At 44.1% G+C, this 19,342-nt stretch carries 19 protein-coding genes and 2 pseudogenes; 6 read left to right on the top strand and 15 right to left on the bottom strand.

Translation table 11 applies throughout. The features are described from left to right. Window positions 1-16: 16 nt before the first annotated feature. The 4 genes and pseudogenes from AC3CKG_RS24510 to AC3CKG_RS24495 form a co-directional block, all read right to left on the bottom strand. Window positions 17-991, bottom strand: coding sequence for a nuclear transport factor 2 family protein (locus AC3CKG_RS24510; RefSeq protein WP_017111905.1), 975 nt, complete (start codon window positions 989-991; stop codon window positions 17-19). A gap of 513 nt (window positions 992-1,504) precedes the next feature. Continuing rightward, window positions 1,505-1,708: pseudogene (locus AC3CKG_RS24505) on the bottom strand (TRAP transporter large permease subunit); the annotation flags it as partial. 98 nt (window positions 1,709-1,806) lie between these two features. Further along, window positions 1,807-2,772, bottom strand: coding sequence for a LacI family DNA-binding transcriptional regulator (locus tag AC3CKG_RS24500; protein WP_488529555.1), 966 nt, complete (start codon window positions 2,770-2,772; stop codon window positions 1,807-1,809). Between the two features lie 139 nt (window positions 2,773-2,911). Next, the gene (locus AC3CKG_RS24495; RefSeq protein ID WP_017111908.1) at window positions 2,912-3,661 is read right to left on the bottom strand and encodes an HpcH/HpaI aldolase family protein; all 750 of its coding nucleotides are present in this window, start codon (window positions 3,659-3,661) and stop codon (window positions 2,912-2,914) included. Between the two features lie 323 nt (window positions 3,662-3,984). On the opposite strand from AC3CKG_RS24495, the gene hisD reads away from it, so the two are divergent. The 4 genes from hisD to AC3CKG_RS24475 all read left to right on the top strand — a co-directional run bounded on the left by hisD (window position 3,985) and on the right by AC3CKG_RS24475 (window position 7,833). Next, complete coding sequence (gene hisD / locus AC3CKG_RS24490; protein WP_017111909.1) at window positions 3,985-5,277, top strand: histidinol dehydrogenase; 1,293 nt, start codon at window positions 3,985-3,987, stop codon at window positions 5,275-5,277. A gap of 1 nt (window position 5,278) precedes the next feature. After that, window positions 5,279-6,013: an SDR family NAD(P)-dependent oxidoreductase gene (locus AC3CKG_RS24485; protein ID WP_488529554.1), complete on the top strand. Its 735-nt coding sequence runs from the start codon at window positions 5,279-5,281 to the stop codon at window positions 6,011-6,013. A gap of 90 nt (window positions 6,014-6,103) precedes the next feature. Beyond that, on the top strand, window positions 6,104-7,099 hold the full coding sequence (locus tag AC3CKG_RS24480; RefSeq protein ID WP_076670008.1) for a cupin domain-containing protein: 996 nt from the start codon (window positions 6,104-6,106) through the stop codon (window positions 7,097-7,099). An 11-nt stretch (window positions 7,100-7,110) separates the two neighbouring features. Then, window positions 7,111-7,833 carry an alpha/beta fold hydrolase gene (locus tag AC3CKG_RS24475; protein ID WP_372185550.1) on the top strand — a complete coding sequence of 241 codons (723 nt, stop codon included), beginning with the start codon at window positions 7,111-7,113 and terminating at the stop codon, window positions 7,831-7,833. Between the two features lie 74 nt (window positions 7,834-7,907). Here the strand turns inward: AC3CKG_RS24475 and AC3CKG_RS24470 are convergent, their stop codons facing one another. Then, entirely contained in the window at window positions 7,908-8,795 is an 888-nt protein-coding gene (locus AC3CKG_RS24470; protein WP_372185474.1) for a LysR substrate-binding domain-containing protein, read from the bottom strand. A 105-nt stretch (window positions 8,796-8,900) separates the two neighbouring features. Here AC3CKG_RS24470 and AC3CKG_RS24465 point away from each other — a divergent pair, with 105 nt between their 5' ends. Next, window positions 8,901-9,863 carry a nitrilase family protein gene (locus AC3CKG_RS24465; RefSeq protein ID WP_488529553.1) on the top strand — a complete coding sequence of 321 codons (963 nt, stop codon included), beginning with the start codon at window positions 8,901-8,903 and terminating at the stop codon, window positions 9,861-9,863. A gap of 172 nt (window positions 9,864-10,035) precedes the next feature. Here AC3CKG_RS24465 and AC3CKG_RS24460 read toward each other — a convergent pair. From AC3CKG_RS24460 to AC3CKG_RS24415, 10 genes and pseudogenes are all read right to left on the bottom strand, one after another. Next, window positions 10,036-10,480, bottom strand: a pseudogene (locus tag AC3CKG_RS24460) (F0F1 ATP synthase subunit epsilon). A 14-nt stretch (window positions 10,481-10,494) separates the two neighbouring features. Continuing rightward, on the bottom strand, window positions 10,495-11,880 hold the full coding sequence (atpD, locus tag AC3CKG_RS24455; RefSeq protein WP_004730394.1) for a F0F1 ATP synthase subunit beta: 1,386 nt from the start codon (window positions 11,878-11,880) through the stop codon (window positions 10,495-10,497). 44 nt (window positions 11,881-11,924) lie between these two features. After that, entirely contained in the window at window positions 11,925-12,794 is an 870-nt protein-coding gene (atpG, locus tag AC3CKG_RS24450) for a F0F1 ATP synthase subunit gamma (protein WP_012600781.1), read from the bottom strand. Between the two features lie 47 nt (window positions 12,795-12,841). Further along, entirely contained in the window at window positions 12,842-14,383 is a 1,542-nt protein-coding gene (gene atpA / locus AC3CKG_RS24445) for a F0F1 ATP synthase subunit alpha (RefSeq protein WP_012600780.1), read from the bottom strand. 9 nt (window positions 14,384-14,392) lie between these two features. Further along, a complete protein-coding gene (locus tag AC3CKG_RS24440; RefSeq protein WP_009844933.1) occupies window positions 14,393-14,944 on the bottom strand; it encodes a F0F1 ATP synthase subunit delta in 552 nt (183 codons plus the stop codon). An 11-nt stretch (window positions 14,945-14,955) separates the two neighbouring features. Continuing rightward, complete coding sequence (locus tag AC3CKG_RS24435; RefSeq protein ID WP_004730401.1) at window positions 14,956-15,426, bottom strand: F0F1 ATP synthase subunit B; 471 nt, start codon at window positions 15,424-15,426, stop codon at window positions 14,956-14,958. 54 nt (window positions 15,427-15,480) lie between these two features. Then, complete coding sequence (gene atpE, locus AC3CKG_RS24430; protein WP_004730405.1) at window positions 15,481-15,717, bottom strand: F0F1 ATP synthase subunit C; 237 nt, start codon at window positions 15,715-15,717, stop codon at window positions 15,481-15,483. A 45-nt stretch (window positions 15,718-15,762) separates the two neighbouring features. Next, window positions 15,763-16,533, bottom strand: a complete 771-nt coding sequence (atpB, locus tag AC3CKG_RS24425; protein WP_076670020.1) for a F0F1 ATP synthase subunit A — start codon at window positions 16,531-16,533, stop codon at window positions 15,763-15,765. A 1-nt stretch (window position 16,534) separates the two neighbouring features. Further along, complete coding sequence (locus tag AC3CKG_RS24420) at window positions 16,535-16,936, bottom strand: hypothetical protein (protein WP_004730409.1); 402 nt, start codon at window positions 16,934-16,936, stop codon at window positions 16,535-16,537. Between the two features lie 793 nt (window positions 16,937-17,729). Beyond that, on the bottom strand, window positions 17,730-18,611 hold the full coding sequence (locus AC3CKG_RS24415) for a LysR family transcriptional regulator (RefSeq protein ID WP_017099346.1): 882 nt from the start codon (window positions 18,609-18,611) through the stop codon (window positions 17,730-17,732). A gap of 157 nt (window positions 18,612-18,768) precedes the next feature. Here AC3CKG_RS24415 and AC3CKG_RS24410 point away from each other — a divergent pair, with 157 nt between their 5' ends. After that, complete coding sequence (locus AC3CKG_RS24410) at window positions 18,769-19,167, top strand: RidA family protein (protein ID WP_004730412.1); 399 nt, start codon at window positions 18,769-18,771, stop codon at window positions 19,165-19,167. Window positions 19,168-19,342 lie beyond the last annotated feature (175 nt).

The following is a 19,342-nucleotide window of genomic DNA, read 5'->3' as shown; positions in this document are numbered from 1 at the left end:
ATACTTCCTTATATGGTTAACCGATTTGGATTAAAATCTGTTTCCAGACAGCACTTTCATCAAGTAGAGTAAACTCTCTGCGTAGACCCCAAGGCCCAAACTCTGCATGGCTGATTCCCATGATGTAGACGTCTTTTCCTGTAGGCTTTCCAAACATGCCGTAACCTTCATGCTTGCCTTGTAGCGACCAACGAATAGCAGCACGTGGGGACATCATTTCGTCATTGCGACCAATACGGTGGTGAATTTTGAACTCAGCGTTCGGAAAGGAAGAGCGTAGTGACATCCAAAACTGGTCTATCTCATTATGAGAGAGCGCAGTTTGACCACCCGTGTATTCACCGATACAAGCTCGGTCATATTCCTTTGGTATTACTGAGAACTCAGCACTCATTACACGTCGCAGTATGTCTTCATAGCGCTGACCGTATTCATTGTCGTTACCCACGCCAAGGTAAGGGCCTTGTATGTCGACTTGGGGAGTGAAAGGGTATGGGCATTGTTCAACGCCACCCTCTATTTCGATTTGTTGACGAGCGTACTCTTTTGACGTCATACCTAGTTGGTTTGAGATTGCAGCAATGTCTCGGATCATCCACTCGTCATTGATTTGGTTATTGATGGCATGGCAGTCTGCGATAATTCGAAACTTAAGTGTTTTGTTCGTAGCTTTACCAAATACACCATCATTAGTGTGAGTGGCTGTTGAAATGATTCGATGTGATGAAAGCATGCCTTGCTCAGGAGTCCCTGACCAAATAACGTCTTCACCTAATAAGGTTCGGTTCGGGAACTCAGCTAGCGTGCCCATGGTCGCGCTGATGACTTTTTCGTTTCCCTTTGTGATGGAGAGTGGTGTACGGACGATAATGTCAGGTGAGTAATAGTTATGTAGAGTACTCAGACCTCGATCTTCCCAAATTTCTTTAGTGATACCTAATATGTAGTCTGGAAAATCTTGCCATTTAGAATCAAAGCCAACCATAGCCATTAATCATCTCCTGATGCGTCATAAAATTAGTTATTGGGTTATTTTTGGTTACGTATCCAATATTGCTTTTTGTTGCTGTTATGTCAATTGAGTGTTTTGTATATGTTTCTTTATTGTGGGTTAGATCTGTTTTTTAACAACTCTCAAAATACGGTTCTCTGTAAGATAATTGAGTGATGGTTCACTGTTTATCGAGTGTGTATGAACAAGATGATTAGGTTTAAATGTAACGTAAATCTACATAAGTTCTTGTATTTGTTGTGATTTTATGTGGTATGGCGAGGTGGGTATTAAATCAGAGAATGCTCTGTGACGATTTGCTATATCGAAGTGATCACGAGAGAAAATTTAGAGTAATGATTCTTATACGATGGAATCCTACTCAGTTTGTTAATTTTTTGTTTGGATTTGTTTAATTAAAAATGGGTTCGCATGCAACAATAAGTTTGGGGATGGTTGGATTGAAAAAGCCACTCAAAGGTGAATATCAAGTGGCTTTGTTCATGAGAGCGCTTAAGACAATAACTCTGGAAGGTACAGTGATATCGCTGGAATAAAGGTAATGATCATCAAAGCGGCGAGCATGGTACCAATCCAACCTAAAATCGTCCGAGACAAGGATTCAATCGGCACGTTACCCACCTGACTGGCCATAAATAAGTTGGCGCCGAGTGGGGGAGTAACAAACCCGATGGCTAGATTCACTATCATCACGATCTTTTTTGGAATCCAACTCTATGTAGACAAACATGCCGAAAAACAATCCGTATAGCACACCAATCACAGCGGATTTTATTGGTGTAACGAGAAAGGATTTATTGGCTAAGTGCAGTACTACCGCGTTCGATAATGATGCCAGGTTCTAATAGGTATGTACCTTCCGCGTCCATGTTTTCATTGATACGTTGCATTAAGTCTTCTACGGCACTTTGAACAATCTTATCGATTGGTTGCGCGATGGTGGTGAGATCATAGCTAGGCCATGATGCCATTGGGATATCGTCGACACCCATAACAGCAAAGTCCCCAGGAATACTAAAGCCCAATTGTCTTAGGCCATCCATTACGCCCATTGCGAGGATATCATTGGCGCAGAATACAGCGTCAGGTTTTGACGTGTGTTCTATCAACTCTTTGGCCGCTTCTAATCCTGCTTCAAAACTGTACTTGGAATTGATGAAGATAGGTGACGCTGCCTCACGTGCTTTCACGGTTTCAGCAAAACCTAACCAACGCTTGTCACTGGTCATCGATCCGGCATCGCCACTCACGTAAGCTAATTGTTTATAGCCTTTATCAAGTAAGTAGTCTGCGGCTTGTATACCTGCTTTTTGGTTATCTAAGCCTGCGCTATTCGCGTTGATGCCTTCGGTATATCGGTTAATTAGGCTCAAGTGAACGCCAAACTTCTCACATTGTGCAAACGCACGTGAAGTCAGTCGACTGGTGGCGATGATCAAACCGTCAACTTGGTACTCAATCGCTCGTGAGATGGCGAGATCTAAGTCATCTTTGTCGATAGGGCAAAGAACAACTTGACCGCCACGCTTTTGGATTTCCATCGCAAGTGCACGCGATTGCAAGTCGTACATTGGGTTCGACTCGCTATCAAGTGCGATTGCGACTAATCCTGAGCGATTGGAAATGAGCCCACGAGCGATGGCATTCGGCGTGTAACCAAGTTTGGTGGCAGCATCCATAACCATTTTGCGTTTCTTTTCGCTAATACTTGCGGTTGGGCTAAATGCCCTAGAAACGGTAGATTGAGAAACGCCGAGCATTTTGGCGACATCAATAGAGGTAACTTTCGCTTTTATGGGGAATCTCCTTATATCGCGATAAATCCAAGCGCAGCACGATACTAAATGAGCTCGGTTTGATAATTACAATACGTGTAACATTTGAAATCACAACGAAAATTTATGAATTCATGACGCTTTGCTCATTTCGAAAGCCATCAATGATCATTTTGTGTTCAGAGCCCACACAAAAGAAACTGACTCCAAGCTCTTTCCAGTTGCGAGCCGCTTGAGCATTCGCAACAAACATACCTACAGGTTTGTTAACTTGTTGACCTGCTTTGATTATTTTTATGCTCGCTTCTCGAACACATTCGTCATTTACGCTCTCAGCGCCATAAGATACGGCCAAGTCTACTTGGCCGATGAACAGGGCATCGATACCGTCAACAGCTGCAATGGTATCGGCATTGATTACGCCTTCTGGGTCTTCAATTTGGGCGATCACCACTGTGTTGTTCTTACTGTCTTTTAGGTGGTTAGCCATTGGTTTCGTTGCGTATTTCGCAGCGCGACTCGAACCAGCATAGCCGCGTCCTCCTTCTCCGTAATGAGACATCTTTACTAGCTTCTCAGCTTGTTCAGCACTGCACACGTGAGGGATTTGAATGCCCGTCGCACCACAATCTAAAGCATTCAATAAGGTTGATGGCTGGCTATCTTGAACTCGAACTATGCAGGGCAGTTGATTGGCTCGAGCGGCAAGAATACAGCTATCCAATGATGAACGATCAAACGGTGCGTGCTCAGCATCCAAAACAACGAAAGGCAGCTCAGCTAATGCAAGCACCTCAATGATGTGTGGATGGGGTGTTTTTACGAACGTTCCGAGTCGGTCTGTGTTTTTCAGTATGTCTTTGAAGTTTTCCATTTGTTTTACTCTCCATTGCAAAGGTATGCAAAACTTAACATGTGTTGTTGTAAAAAAAGAGTAAAAACAATGTGATCAATATGGCATTAATTGATTGTTTTTCAAACATACCATGTCGTTATTTAGTCTATTTTTATGATTTTAGTTCATTAAAACAGTGACTTAGTAATTATTGCTCATGTTAAATAGTGATTTGCCAAGTGTTAAAAAAATGTTTATGTTTATTTTGCATTCGTATCCAAAAACATACAAAAACAAAAAATAACCTCTGAAATTAATAGCAATTAACAAAAACTCGGCATACGCCACAAGGAGAATTACGCATGGCTCGCATTCTAAAACACGGCATCACTGAAGAAGCATCGGCATCAAACAACGCGCAAGTACGTCAAACGGTTGAGAACATTCTTTCTGACATCGAAAAGAAAGGTGACAGTGCAGTTCGTGAACTTTCAGAGAAATTTGATAACTGGTCTCCTGAGCAGTTTCGTTTAACCGATGAGCAAATTCAGGCATGTGTGGACGCATTGGATGAATCAACTAAGCACGATATTGAATTCGCACAAACACAAGTACGTAATTTTGCACAGATCCAACGTGACTCAATGCACGATGTTGAAGTTGAAACGATGCCCGGTGTCGTACTAGGACACAAAAATGTTCCGGTAAACAGTGTTGGTTGTTACATCCCAGGAGGTAAATACCCATTGGTAGCCTCTGCGCACATGAGTGTTCTTACTGCAAAAGTCGCTGGTGTGAAACGCGTTATTGCTTGCGCTCCTCCTTTTAATGGTCAACCAAATGTAGCGATTGTTGCCGCTATGGCGATGGCGGGTGCAGACGAAATTTACTGCTTCGGTGGCGTTCAAGCGGTTGGGGCGATGGCTCTTGGTACCGAGACGATTGCCCCGGTCGATATGATTGTTGGTCCAGGTAATGCTTTTGTTGCAGAAGCAAAACGCCAACTGTTCGGTCGTGTTGGTATCGATTTGTTTGCTGGTCCAACAGAAACATTGGTTATTGCTGATGAAGAAGGTTGTGACCCTGAATTAGCCGCAGCGGACCTATTGGGTCAGGCTGAGCACGGTTATAACTCTCCAGCTGTTCTTTTGACGAACAGTGAAACATTTGCAAAAGAGACGGTAAAAGAAGTTGAGCGTCAGCTGACTATTCTTCCTACTGCTGAAATTGCAGGTAAGGCTTGGGAAAATTACGGACAAGTTATCCTTTGTGACAGCTATGAAGAGATGGTTGAAGTGGCCGATGATCTTGCTTCTGAGCACGTACAAGTTATGACAAAAGATCCTAAGTACTTCTTAGACAACATGACGAACTACGGTGCGTTGTTCTTAGGCCGTGAGACTAATGTTTCTTACGGTGATAAATGCATCGGCACTAACCACACTTTGCCAACGAATAAAGCAGCGCGTTACACGGGCGGTCTTTGGGTCGGTAAATTCATTAAAACGTGTACTTACCAGCGTGTAACAGAATCAGCGTCGTTGAAAGTCGGTGAATACTGCTCTCGCTTATGTGCACTAGAAGGTTTCGCTGGCCATAAAGAGCAAGCTGATATCCGTGTTCGTCGTTACAAAGAAAAATTGGTAGAGGCATAACATGACGAAACTTGCCTTAGTTACAGGCGGCAGTGGCGGCATTGGTGCCGCCATATGTCACAAGCTCGCGCAATCTGGCTACCGTGTTGTGTTTACCTACAACAGCAACGAAAGTGCAGCTCAAACGATCTTAGATACCTTGGAAGGCTCAGGCCACGCTATGTATCAGCTGAACGTTGAAGACAGTTCTGCAATTGGTGCGTTAGCGGCACAAGTTAAAGAGTCGTCAACTTCTTTAGACTTGTTAGTGAACTGTGCTGGCATGACCAAGTTTGTCGCGCACAGTGATTTAGGGTCACTCAATGATGAGCTGATAGATAAAATCTTCCGTGTAAACGTGCGAGCTCCATTCGCAATGGTACGTGCATTCGAACCTTTACTACGGAGCGCTAAAGGTTGCGTGGTGAACATCACTTCAATTGCGGCACAAACGGCAATGGGCAGTAACGTGGCTTACTGCGCGAGTAAGTCTGCAGTTGAGAATATGACGCGATCTTTAGCGCGTGCCTTGTCTCCTGATATTCGAGTGCTTGCAGTGGCTCCAGGCCTAGTGGACACCGAATTTGTCAAAGGTCTCGATGATGAGTGGCGTAACGCGCAAGAGCAATCAACACCGCTAAAACGATTGGCGAGTGATCTCGAGGTTGCGAATGCCGTTTATGCAGCAGCAGAACTACTGACATTTTCAACTGGTAACACCGTTGCAGTCGATGGTGGCAGGCCGTTAGGTAATTAATGTAAAGCTGCGGTTCGCGGCTTACGCACCTAACATCAGCGCTTTGGGGGGAATTAACTAGAGCGTAGGTTAGGTAAAAAGGAATTTAGAATGACCCTACAACATAAAATTAATAACAATTTAGTCCGCTACATGGAACTGATTCCTGGTACGAGTGCATTCATCGATGCGCGCACTCCAGGCAGCGATCTAAAAGATAACTTCTGCATTATTGGTGCCGGAGTCGCGGAAAGCAGTCGTCAGCATGTTCATATTCGTGAAACGGCTGGTTTTAACATCGGTGCAGCTGGTCAGCCTCCGGGTATCAAGAACTCTCTGCATTCACACCATACCGCAGAACTGTTCGTTGTCTTCAAAGGTCAATTCAGATTTTATTGGGGCAATGAGGGTGAAAATGAAGCTGTGTTGTCACATGGTGATGTTATCTCTATTCCTACTAACCTTTTCAGAGGTTTTGAGGTGGTAGGGCGCGATTACGGCTTTATGTATTCTGTGTTAGGTGGTGATAATTCCGGTGGTGGCGTGGTTTGGCACCCGAGTGTGATTACCGATAGCCAAGGTTACGGTTTATACCTGAAAGCAGACGGCACACTGGTTGATACCATTGACGGTGATACCGTTCCAAATGACTCCGATCTGATGCCACTGTTAACGGCAGATGAGCTTGGTCAATTTGATACCTACACGGCTGAACAGATGATGCCATTTGTTGCGCTGAAAAAGGATTACCGAGAAGTGTCGGGTGATTTTGACAAGCCTGGCGTTAAGCAGTTTGCGTTAACAGGACACCCATCATCTGGCTATGACTTCCAAGTTAAAAGCGTAGATGACGTGAGTATCATGGCTTATGAACTGACTGAAGGTGCGAGCATCCCAGTACATAAACGCAGTGAGAAGCAGGTGCTGATTAACTTTGAAGGTGACACTTTGTTAAACATCGTTCAAGACGGCGAGCAAGCACAAGTCGTCCTGACCACCGGTGATGTGTTCAGCGTTCCAGATGGCGCGTCATACAGCCTTGAAAACCTACGTGGGACTAGCTTTACTTATGTCGTTCTTGGTTCTGACCAACCACAAGCTTTGTAGGATAACGAATGATGAAACCAGAAGTACCACTATTATGGCTACCTGGTTTGTTGTGTGATGAAACGTTGTTCCAAGACGTCAATAAAGAGCTGCCCGACTGGGTGGCTCCTTTTACTTGTGACTTAGGAACGCAAACATCCATGCAAGCTTTGGCAAGGAAGGTCTTAGAAAATGCCCCTGAAAGCTTTGTTCTCGGTGGATTATCTATGGGGGGAATCCTCGCGTTTGAAGTGTTTAGACAAGCACCTGAGCGGGTGAAAGGCTTGATCTTAATGGATACTAATGCCGCCGATGAAAAACCGGAGGTTTCTGAAAAAAGAAATACTCTGGTAGATAAAGCAAAAGCCGGGGAGTTTGAATCGATAACACCTGATATTTTGATGCCAGTGCTCATTCACCCTAATCAGCTAGCGAACCAAATGCTTACTCAAAGAATCACGCAAATGGCGAATAACATCGGCATGGAAAGGTTTGAGGCTCACGCTCAGGCGTTGGCGACTCGTCCTGATGCGAGACCACTATTGGCCGATATTCAGGTTCCGACGTTGATCATTACTGGGAAAGATGACCTGTTATGCCCAATCGATAATCACCTGTTAATGGCAAAACACATAAAGCAGGTATCACTTCATGTAATTCCTGATTGTGGTCATCTATCGACAATGGAACAGCCTAAGGTGGTCGCGCATCATATTTGTAGCTGGTTTAAAGCAAGTCTGCCTGAATCTTTATAGTTAACGGCAGAAGCCGGTTTTTTATGAGTAGAGTGTCTTGTCACTCTACTTGAACATGAAAACCCTTTGCTGACTCATGATTCGTTTCCCATCTGTTGGGTCACAAACTCCACAAACCTATCCCTGAGTGGACTTTCACTCTTCCCATTCCATATCAATCCGACGGGCCAAGTGGCGTATTCACCTTCTAAAGTAATGAATTCCACATCGGTATTGCTAATGAACTGAGCACTGCTAGGTACAATGGTGAAGCCGATATTGGCAGAAACCAAGGCAAGCAGGGTCAGGATATCATCGGCTTCTTGCGTCTTTGATAAGTCGATTTTATTTGCAAGGCAATATTGTTGAATCTGTCTGTCTAATCCGGGGCCGCGATGTTGGGCAAGCTTTAGATAAGGCCATTTCGATAACTCAGAGACGACGAGATTTTTGCTTGGCGCTTGCTTGAGAAGATCTTTGTGTATCGCAATCACAAGCGAATCATTGAACAGTGTTAGGCTTTCTAAATCCGATGATTCTGGTATCCGATTGAAGCTGATATCGAGTTCATGGTTTGACAGTTCGTCCGTCTGTTGCTTGGAAGGTGTGTCATTTAACGTGATATGAACGTCTGAGTATCGTTGTTTATAAGCGGCAATAAGCTTGGGTGCTTCATGATATGTAGACACGCCAAAGCCAATGTTTAAATGCCCCTGAGTTCCGTTCACCACCGAGCCTGACAGTTGTTCAAACGCTTGCATTGAATGAACCAAACGTTGGGCTTCTGCCAGTAACGTTTTCCCCGCATGCGTGAGTTCTGCGCCATTCCTGCCACGAGAAAACAAAGATGCCCCAATGTTGGATTCAAGTCGTTGAATCTTTTTAGTGAGTGCCGATTGAGTGATGTAGAGCTGCTCTGACGCCAAACGGTAATTGCCCGATTTAGCGAGCTGACAAAATGCCTTCAGTAGATCAAATTCCATTCCAAATGCTCATTGAATTGAGAATATGTTTCATTATATGGAATTGAATTGATTTTTTATACTAGGTTCATACCAATCAGATAAAGCAAAGCTTGAGGACGAATCATGAAGAAAGACATCAAAGTAGCGTCGGTTCAATTTAACCACCACGCAGGTGATAAGGCGTATAACTTATCGGTTATAGAGCAATACGTTCAAAAGGCTGTGGACAGTGACGTGGAGATCATCAGTTTTCCTGAGATGTGCATCACTGGCTACTGGCATGTGTCTGCTTTATCTCGCGATGAAATTGAAGTGCTAGCGGAACCCGTACCAAGCGGTGAATCCACTCAAAAACTCATTTCGTTGGCAACGCAATTTGGCATGAGCGTTGGCGCGGGCTTGATAGAGCAGGGTACTGATGGCGAGTTATACAACAGCTACGTATTTGCAATGCCTAATGGCGAGGTGCAGAAACATCGTAAACTGCATACCTTCGTTAGCCCTCACATGAGCAGTGGAGACCAATACACGGTGTTCGATACGCCGCATGGCTGCAAAGTCGGTATCTTGATTTGTTGGGATAACAACTTGGTTGAGAACGTTCGAATCACCGCATTGAAAGGCGCCGATATTTTGATTGCGCCACACCAAACGGGCGGTTGTCATTCACGAAGCCCGAATGCGATGAAGCGAATTGACCCTGAATTATGGTTTAACCGAGATGAAAACCCAGAGGCGATTCGTGCTGAAATGCAGGGCAAGAATGGACGCGAGTGGTTAATGCGTTGGTTGCCTGCAAGAGCGCACGACAACGGTATGTTTGTGGTGTTTAGTAATGGTGTCGGCGTTGATATGGATGAAGTAAGAACAGGCAATGCGATGATCCTCAGCCCTTATGGTGAAATCATTGCTGAGACCGATAGTGTTGATAACGATATGGTGATTGCAGAGCTAAAAGCAGAAGAGTTAGACATGTGTACTGGCAGACGCTGGATTCGTGGACGTAAGCCAGAATTATATCATTCACTCACACAACCTCTTGGTCATGAACTTGATCCGCACCAAGCGCGTTTTGCTGAAAAATAATGGTGTAAACGCTGGTGGAAAAGGATGTACTAGGGACGGTTGAAAGGGAGGGGAAGCTGGAAAGGAGAGAAGGGTTCCTGATGTAGTCTACCCACTTAAACTGTTTTTAAGTGGGTAGACTATTTACACATCAAGCACTAAGCACTAAGCGTTAAGCATCTAAGTTTTATTCTCAGTGTCGAGTGCGAGAAGACATCGAGTTCTGATGCGCGAAGCTGAGCAACGGCTTTTGCGAGTTCAAGCTGAGCTTGTGCAAAGTTGATGTCTACATTGCCCTTATTGATATTTTCTAGAGCGGCATATTTCGCTTCTTCTGCGCGAGCGCGGTCAATATCTTGGCCGTGCAAGGCAGTATCGGCTAACACCGTTACCACATCCGGCTGAACTTCTAGCATCCCGCCAGAAACATAAAGCACTTGCCCCTCTGATTTAGGGTCTGTGACAAACACTGTCACGCCTGGCTTTATTTTACTGAGAAGCGGGGAGTGACCGGGGCGGATCCCCAGCTCACCATCAGCGCCAGAAACGGCTAGGGCATACGCTGGACCTGAAAACAGCGTACCTTCCGCACTTACAATATTAAGTTGAAATGTATTATCTGTAATTCCGATAGCCATGGTGCACCTACCTCTTAGAGTGATTTTGCTTTGTTAAGCACTTCGTCGATAGAACCACAGTACAAGAATGCTTGCTCTGGGATATCGTCATATTCGCCGCCTAACAGGCCTTTAAAGCCTCTTAGTGTTTCGCTTAGCGGTACAAATACACCTTTCTGACCGGTAAACACTTCGGCTACGTGGTAAGGCTGAGTTAAGAAACGTTCAATCTTACGAGCGCGAGATACGGTCTGTTTGTCTTCAGTCGACAGCTCATCCATACCAAGAATCGCGATGATGTCTTTTAGCTCTTTGTAGCGTTGTAGCGTTGTTTGGACTTTTTGTGCAATGTCGTAGTGCTCTTGACCAACCACAAGCGGGTCCAATTGGCGAGATGTTGAATCCAATGGGTCGATTGCAGGGTAGAGGCCTAATGCAGCGATATTACGAGACAGTACAACGGTCGCATCTAAGTGAGCAAAGGTTGTTGCTGGTGATGGATCGGTCAAGTCATCCGCAGGTACGTAAACCGCTTGGATAGACGTGATAGAACCTTGTCTAGTCGAAGTGATACGCTCTTGAAGCACACCCATCTCTTCAGCGAGTGTTGGTTGGTAACCTACTGCTGAAGGCATACGACCTAACAGTGCTGACACCTCAGTCCCCGCAAGCGTGTAACGGTAGATGTTATCAATGAACAACAGTACGTCACGACCTTCATCACGGAAGCGCTCAGCCATAGTCAGGCCTGTAAGTGCAACACGTAGACGGTTTCCCGGTGGCTCGTTCATTTGGCCGTAAACCATGGCTACTTTGTCTAGTACACCCGCTTCTTTCATCTCGTAGTAGAAGTCGTTACCTTCACGAGTACGCTCACCAACACCGGTAAATACAGAGAGACCTGAGTGGGCTTTTGCGATGTTGTTGATAAGCTCCATCATGTTGACGGTTTTACCTACGCCAGCACCACCGAACAGACCAATTTTACCGCCTTTTGCGAACGGACAAATAAGGTCGATAACCTTAACGCCGGTCTCAAGAAGTTCAGTGCTGTTTGCTTGTTCTTCATAAGAGGGTGCTTCACGGTGAATTTCGTAGCTTTCTTTCTGACCGATTTCACCACATTCATCGATAGGCTGACCAAGAACGTTCATGATACGGCCTAAGGTTTCTTCGCCCACAGGAACGGTGATTGGAGAACCTGTGTTTTCAACAGTTAGGCCGCGGCGCAAGCCATCTGACGTACCCATTGCAATACAACGAACGATACTGCCACCCAGTTGTTGCTGAACTTCCAATACGAGAGAGCTTGCTTCCTCGCTCGTCACTTTCAATGCATCATACACGCGTGGGCTGTTGCCGCCGCTGAACTCGACGTCTACCACCGCGCCGATAACTTTAACTATTTTTCCAACACTCATCTCTAAATCCTCAAATTCTATTCTTAACCCACTCTTTTCTGCCCTTAGACAGCTTGAGCTCCTGAGACTATTTCACTCAGTTCTTGGGTAATGGCAGCCTGTCGCGCTTTGTTGTATACCAACTGCAAATCATCGATGAGTTGGCCTGCGTTATCGGTCGCCGCTTTCATGGCCACCATTCGGGCTGCTTGCTCACAGGCAATGCTCTCTACGATGCCTTGATACACTTGCGATTCAATGTATCGATGTAACAGCTCAGAGAGGATGTCTCTTGGTGCTTGTTCGTAGATGTAGTCCCAACGACGTGCTTTTTTCGCGCCTCCATCGGCCTCAGAATCTGAAGGGTGGGGCAGCAACTGCAAGGTCGTTGGTTCTTGAACCATGGTGTTGATGAACTGGTTATACACGAGATACAAACTGTCGATTTTTTCGTCGTCGTAATGCCCTAGCATCGCGTTAACCGTACCTAAAATGTCTTCTAATTTAGGCGCGTCACCAAGGCCTGACGTTTGCGCGATAACATTGCCGCTGCGTTGGAAAAATGAGATAGCTTTTGAACCAATTAAGGTCGTTTCTACTTCAACGCCTTTGGTACGCCACATCTCCATTTCTTCTAACACTTTCTTGAACAAATTCGAGTTCAAGCCACCACATAAGCCTCGATCGGACGAAATAATGATGTAAGCAACGCGTTTTGGTTCACGCTGTTGAAGGTAGGGGTGCTGGTATTCCAGCGACCCTGATGCGACATGAGAGATAACTTTGCGCATGTTCTCGGCATATGGACGTGTTAGCGTCATATTGTCTTGAACCTTACGCATCTTACTTGCCGCAACCATCTCCATTGCACTGGTGATTTTCTGAGTGTTACTAACACTGCCTATCTTGGTGCGAATTTCTTTAGTATTTGCCATTATCTGCTCCTAATTTGTTTTGATTTCCAGCCAACAAACCGGAGCGTTTACCAAGCTTTCAACGCTACAAAGTCACCGAGAAGCTTTGCAAGAGCGCCATCAATTTCATCGTTGTAATCACCATTTGCGTTGATGGTGTCGAACAACTCTGGGTTTTGACCTTTCGCGTAAGCAATTAACTCTTCTTCAAAACGTGCAACTTTGTGCAACTCTACGTCAGCCAAATAGCCTTTTTCTGCTGCGTAGATAACCGTTGCTTGCTCAGCGACAGACATCGGCGAGTATTGCTTTTGTTTCATCAGTTCGGTTACTCGCTCACCATGATCAAGCTGCTTGCGCGTCATGTCGTCTAGGTCAGAAGAGAACTGAGCAAATGCCGCTAGCTCACGGTATTGAGCTAACGATGTACGAATACCACCAGACAGTTTCTTGATGATCTTGCACTGCGCTGCACCACCCACACGAGATACCGAGATACCTGGGTCAACAGCAGGACGTAGACCTGAGTTGAATAGTTGGGTTTGTAGGAATACCTGACCATCAGTAATTGAGATTACGTTGGTTGGTACAAACGCCGATACGTCACCCGCTTGAGTTTCAATGATCGGAAGCGCGGTTAATGAACCTGTTTGGCCTTTCACTTCACCATTTGTGAACTTCTCAACGTATTCCGCATTTACTCGTGCCGCACGTTCTAGTAGGCGTGAGTGGAGGTAGAATACGTCGCCAGGGAAGGCTTCACGACCCGGTGGGCGTTTAAGTAGCAATGAGATTTGACGGTAAGCGACGGCTTGTTTTGATAGGTCATCGTAGATAATCAGTGCATCTTCACCGCGGTCACGGAAGTATTCACCCATGGTGCAACCCGCATAAGGAGCAAGGTATTGAAGAGCGGCTGATTCTGATGCTGATGCAACAACAACGATGGTGTTTTTAAGCGCATCGTGGTCTTCGAGTTTACGAACAACGTTTGCGATAGTAGAGGCTTTCTGGCCAATAGCCACGTAAACACATTTGATGCCAGAATCTTTCTGATTGATGATCGCATCGATAGCTAACGCTGTTTTACCAGTCTGACGGTCACCGATGATAAGTTCACGTTGACCACGACCGATAGGCACCATGGTATCAACGGCTTTATAACCGGTTTGAATCGGCTGATCGACGGACTTACGCTCGATTACGCCGGGTGCAATTACTTCTACAGGGTCGAGTCGGTCACAACTCACTGGGCCTTTGCCATCGATTGGCTCACCTAGTGTGTTCACTACACGGCCAAGAAGTCCATTACCTACGGGTACTTCCAAGATACGACCTGTCCCTTTCACTTTCATACCTTCCGAGAGGTCAGTGTAGGGACCCATAACCACGGCACCGACTGAGTGCGTGTCAAGGTTAAGAGCAAGAGCGTATTTGCCACCTGGAAGCTCGATCATCTCACCCTGCATGACATCCGCAAGGCCGTTTATGGTAATGATGCCGTCACGAACCGAGACTATAGTGCCTTCGTTGCGAGCTTCGGTGCTCACATTAAATTTCGAGATGCGATCTTTAATCAGATCGCTGATTTCATTTGAATTTAATTGCATAATTGTTACCTATCTCGCGTGAAGTTGATGAGCCAATCGGTTAATTGATGTGTTCAAAGAACCATCGATGACGGTTTCACCCGCCTTGATTACGATCCCGCCAACCAGCGAGTCATCAATAACCTGTTCCATTTCAACCTGACGCTCTAATTTCTTCTCAAGTGCAGCAGTGAGTGATGTAACTTGATCTTGTGTAAGCAATTCTGAACTGGTGACAGTGACAGGGATTACACGTTCATGTTCGTCCTTTAGGTCGCTGAACAAGTTAAACAAGTCTCTGATCACTGCAAGACGGCCATTCTCAGCCAAGACTTTAATGAGATTAATGACGTGGTCATCAACAAGTCCTTGGCAAACGTGAATGATGAGATTGACCAGTTCTTCAGATTGCTGTGTGTGAACACCTTCTGCTGATGAAATCTGCTTAGCGATCGTTTCTTCTTCCGCTACCGTCACCAGAATGGACAGCATTGAGTGCCACTCTTGTAACTTGTTTTCACCTAAAGCAAAGTCGAACGATGCTTTAGCGTAGGGATGAGCAATATTGGTGTAATCTGACATATTGCCTCCGTTTAGAGTTCGCTTATCATTTGATCAACTAACGCTCGGTTCGTTTCAGAATCTAGGTTTTTGCTGATCAATTTCTGTGCACTTTGAATAACAGCGTCTGCCATATCCGCCTGAAGTTCACGGCGTAACTTTTGACGTTCGCCTTCTAGCTCAGCTCTACCTTGCTCTAAGATGCGCGCTTTTTCTTGCTCACCTTCTTGGTGAGCTAAGGTGATGATTTCGTTGCGGCGTTTTTTGCCTTGCTCAATCAGTTCGGTCACATTTTTTTTCGCATCTGCGACGAGTTGTGCGCCATTTGATTTTGCTAGTTCTAGCTCTTTCGCTGCATTCTCTGAGTGGCGTAAACCATCAGCGATTTCTTTTTGGCGCTCGTCTAACATCGCGGTGAGAGGGGGCCATACATATTTCATGCATAGCCAAACAAAAATCACGAATGAGATTGCTTGACCAAACATGCTGGCATTTAAATTCATACCTTCCTCACTAAATCTTGATTATTTACAAATCGATCTTTTCAAAGCTTTTAATTAAGCAACGGCAAAGATGATGTATAGACCGATACCAACACCGATCATCGGTACAGCATCCACAAGGCCCATCATGATGAAGAATTGAGTACGAAGCATTGGAGTAAGGTCTGGTTGACGAGCAACACCTTCAAGGTATTTACCTGCTAAGTTACCAATACCAGATGCTGCACCCGCTGCACCTAAACCGATCAGTAATGCACCTGCTACATATAAAACTGCGCTTACGATATCCATTTGTATCTCCGATAAATAATTTGTTAGTTAATTTTTAGTTATTAATTAATGGTGTTCTTCTGTTGCCATTGCTAAATAAACAACGGTCAGTACCATAAATATAAATGCTTGCAAGAATACGATTAATATGTGGAATAAGGCCCATGGAACACTGAGTGCCCATTGCATCCACCAAGGCATTAGTGCGATAAGGATGAATATCATCTCGCCTGCATACATATTTCCGAATAATCGTAAGCCTAGTGATATTGGCTTTGAAATTAATGTTATTAATTCAAGAACGAAGTTAACAGGATATAAAAGAGGGTTATCAAATGGCTGAGTAGTGAGCTCTTTGATAAAGCCTTTCAAACCTTTATTTTTCAACGTATAAGTTAACAGTAGAATAAACACACCGAGTGCCATCGACATTGGGATATTTACATCCGCTGTCGGTAGATCTCTAAAGTGTTCTAAACCCATTACACGAGTTAACCCTGGTATTAAATCAATTGGTAATAGGTCGACTGCATTCATTAACAACACCCAAACAAAAGTGGTTAATGCCAGTGGTCCTATTAATTTATCCTCCGCTTGGAAAATCTCTTTGACTAGGTTGTTAACGAAATCAAAGATAAGCTCGATAAAACATTGAAAACGACCTGGAACACCGCTAGTGCCCTTGGTCACTACATATCGAAAAGCTCCAATAAACAATAATCCCGTAATCCAAGATATCAACATTGAGTCAATGTTGAACGCCCAGAAACCATCACCTGTAGTTAAGAAGGTTAAGTGATGCTCTATGTATTCGTGAGCGGTAGTGACTTGATCCATACTACACGTACTCCGATCTTGTAGAGGCAGTAATAAATGGTGTTAAGAAGTACCCAATCATTGTGAAAATGTATGCGTATAATATTACTGGGTTATCCAATTTAAAAAACTGGAATGCCAAGATAAACATTAAGAACGTATAGGTTATTTTCACGACACGACTCATTTGCATTAAGTCACGTAAACTATAATTAGGATTCTTGTGCACCTTTAGGCTTGCATATATAAAACCAAACAGCGGTGGTAACATCGCGATTACGACACCCAAAGCTGAAGACTCCATATCTACTTTATTACCAAAAAACACTTCATATAAAACTACACCGACGGCTAATACTATTTGGCAGAGAACAACTCTTTTAGCAGCAACAAGGATGTCGCTACTTATCCCATTAAGCCTCATAATAAAACCCTATATTTAACAGTGTAAGTTAATATAAAACACAGTTTGAATATGTTTTGTTACTAGCACTTACTTGTTAATAGCAATTTGACTTGTTAACAAAGAAATAATCTTTCTGGCTTTATATTTCCTGACGAAATTAAACGATAAAAACTAATTCGCTATCGTTCCGACAAAATATAAACTACGCCTAAAATTATGTGATCAAAACGACAAAAATCGACATCAATAATTCCATTTTTGAAATGAGTGTTTTTCATTTATGAAAGTAATAGTTGAATAACTTTATTCATGAAAATTTTAAATGCTTTATTTTCAGCGGAAAGGGGCGTTTTTATGTGAAAATGTTAGACGTAAATTTGGCAAGTTACGATCTTATCAATTAAGCATATTCAAACACTTAGCGTCATTTATAAGTTGATTATTGAGTGCCATTCTACAAGTGGATAAAGTCAGTTTTAGTCAGCGATGAAAGCCTTCGTGCATTGAGTTATTTATCTATACGGCGTTCTCTATCTGGAAGTGATTATTTTTCAAAATAGTTTGTCACGACTTCATTCTTAACGTCTTTCAAGCGATTCGAAACGGATAAATCGGCGTTTAAGATGAATATGATGGAAGAAATTCAACTCCTCACATGGATGTAAGGAGCTGAAGATAGGGCAAAAATCTGAAGGTTAGGGCCCTAAGCCCAAGATAGAAAGACCAAAGTCTGGAGATTCGAGCTGAAATTTCTTGATGTGTTGCTCTAACAACCGCTTTTTAAGCAAACAAACTCAATCATGCCCCTCTATTAGTCCTCATAACTTAAATATTGAATACATAAGTCATGAAAAGCCTGCGCTTGTGGCGAGATCGTACGATCAGACAATCTGAAAATACCGATTTGACGCTGTAAAGGCGGGTCAATCAACGGAATCCACACCAAGCGGGTTTCATTGGTTGGGAAAGCCAGTTTAGGCAGCGTGGTCACGCCTATCCCGAGCTCTAACACCGAAAACAACGAAGTAATGTTTTCGACTGAATACAAAGCTTGTTCGCTGAGCATTCTTGCAGGCGTTGGGTCAAGTAGGGTACAAGTCCCGTTGCGAATGAAGGGTTGTTTTAACAAAGTTTGCCATTCTATTCCCTCTCGTTGAGAGGCGATGGGGTTGTCCTTGAGGCAGACCACACCGATAGGATCTGAGAGTAATGGCGTGAAATCGATGCTCTCTTCTTCTAAATGGGAGCTGTTTCCGAGGGCAACATCCACCTCTCCAGACAGTAATCTTGCTTCTACGCCCGCCGCGTTATCATCAATCAAGCTTACCTCAACATTCGGGTACTGTTCACAAAAAGCCCCTAAAACACTAGGGATTAATTTTGCCGCTACTGATGGCACGCTTGCTATTCGAACTCTTCCTTGTTGTCCTGCCGCGGCTGCGCGTAGGTCATTGTCTAATGCTTTGTAAACATTCAGGAATTGAATGATTTTTGGCAGGCATATTTCCCCGAAAGGTGTCAGGGTTGATTTGTTGCCTGTTTCAAACAGTGGCTGACCAAGTATTTTTTCTAGCTCTTTTATCGACGTAGAAAGTGCCGCTTGCGAGCGATTTGCGCGGTGAGATGCTGCTCGAAATCCGCCTTCTTCGACCACTAAAACAAAATGTTTTAACTGTTGTAGCTTAATACTCATGGCACTGATCCTTCTCTAGCCCTTGCTATACCTTACATTTCGCAAGGTGATAGATTTTATTTATCAAATGCACAAAATTTACCGTTAGATTTATCAGTCGTCAAGGTGCAGTATTTAACCATCTTGAAACATAGTTGTTACAAAGTTGGATGGAATCGTGAACGCACAAACTAAAAAACACCCAGTAAAAACCGAGCTTTTCGCTTCAAAAGCACCACTAGAGTGGGCAATCGTTAATAACGGAACTCTATACACAGCGCAGATTCCAATTGATGAAACTGGCGCAGTAGTAGAAGGCGGTATCGAAGCGCAAACGCGTCAGACTTTTAACAACCTTGTTCATACGTTGGAGTGTGCAGGCGAATCTATGGATTCAGTGCTGCAAGTTCTGATTTACGTGACAGACCGTGAATATCTAAAAACGGTAAACAGCGTATACGGAGAATACTTCAATGCACCTTATCCAAACCGTGCTGCGGTCGTCGTTGCAGGGTTGGCAAGAGAAGAAATGTTGGTTGAGTTCGTGGTTTACGCATCAGCCTCTCAACCTGAATAAAGATACTGTGAACTGAGGCAATTTGCGGATTAAAGCTATTTGTCTGTAAAGATCTTTATTGATACAAGCGTCTTGGTTCAGTTTTAGATACAAGATTTAAACGTTATTTCTTATATAAATTAACGTTTTATTCATTAATCAGATGGTTGCCAGGCTCAAACGCAACCTAACCGTT

Source organism: Vibrio sp. QJM3NY_15, from assembly GCF_057785995.1.
This window is presented reverse-complemented; position numbering and strand designations above follow the sequence as displayed.

Bases quoted from the DNA above. Each gene is read 5' to 3' on its own strand.
- atpG (WP_012600781.1), bottom strand. From the start codon at position 12,794: ATGGCAAATACTAAAGAAATTCGCACCAAGATAGGCAGTGTTAGTAAC.
- AC3CKG_RS24470 (WP_372185474.1), bottom strand. From the start codon at position 8,795: ATGGAATTTGATCTACTGAAGGCATTTTGTCAGCTCGCTAAATCGGGC.
- AC3CKG_RS24480 (WP_076670008.1), top strand. From the start codon at position 6,104: ATGACCCTACAACATAAAATTAATAACAATTTAGTCCGCTACATGGAA.
- hisD (WP_017111909.1), top strand. From the start codon at position 3,985: ATGGCTCGCATTCTAAAACACGGCATCACTGAAGAAGCATCGGCATCA.
- AC3CKG_RS24465 (WP_488529553.1), top strand. From the start codon at position 8,901: ATGAAGAAAGACATCAAAGTAGCGTCGGTTCAATTTAACCACCACGCA.
- AC3CKG_RS24500 (WP_488529555.1), bottom strand. From the start codon at position 2,772: ATGCTCGGCGTTTCTCAATCTACCGTTTCTAGGGCATTTAGCCCAACC.
- AC3CKG_RS24420 (WP_004730409.1), bottom strand. From the start codon at position 16,936: ATGAGGCTTAATGGGATAAGTAGCGACATCCTTGTTGCTGCTAAAAGA.
- AC3CKG_RS24415 (WP_017099346.1), bottom strand. From the start codon at position 18,611: ATGAGTATTAAGCTACAACAGTTAAAACATTTTGTTTTAGTGGTCGAA.
- AC3CKG_RS24435 (WP_004730401.1), bottom strand. From the start codon at position 15,426: ATGAATTTAAATGCCAGCATGTTTGGTCAAGCAATCTCATTCGTGATT.
- AC3CKG_RS24440 (WP_009844933.1), bottom strand. From the start codon at position 14,944: ATGTCAGATTACACCAATATTGCTCATCCCTACGCTAAAGCATCGTTC.
- AC3CKG_RS24495 (WP_017111908.1), bottom strand. From the start codon at position 3,661: ATGGAAAACTTCAAAGACATACTGAAAAACACAGACCGACTCGGAACG.
- AC3CKG_RS24510 (WP_017111905.1), bottom strand. From the start codon at position 991: ATGGCTATGGTTGGCTTTGATTCTAAATGGCAAGATTTTCCAGACTAC.
- AC3CKG_RS24485 (WP_488529554.1), top strand. From the start codon at position 5,279: ATGACGAAACTTGCCTTAGTTACAGGCGGCAGTGGCGGCATTGGTGCC.
- atpB (WP_076670020.1), bottom strand. From the start codon at position 16,533: ATGGATCAAGTCACTACCGCTCACGAATACATAGAGCATCACTTAACC.
- atpD (WP_004730394.1), bottom strand. From the start codon at position 11,880: ATGAGTGTTGGAAAAATAGTTAAAGTTATCGGCGCGGTGGTAGACGTC.
- atpE (WP_004730405.1), bottom strand. From the start codon at position 15,717: ATGGATATCGTAAGCGCAGTTTTATATGTAGCAGGTGCATTACTGATC.
- AC3CKG_RS24475 (WP_372185550.1), top strand. From the start codon at position 7,111: ATGAAACCAGAAGTACCACTATTATGGCTACCTGGTTTGTTGTGTGAT.
- atpA (WP_012600780.1), bottom strand. From the start codon at position 14,383: ATGCAATTAAATTCAAATGAAATCAGCGATCTGATTAAAGATCGCATC.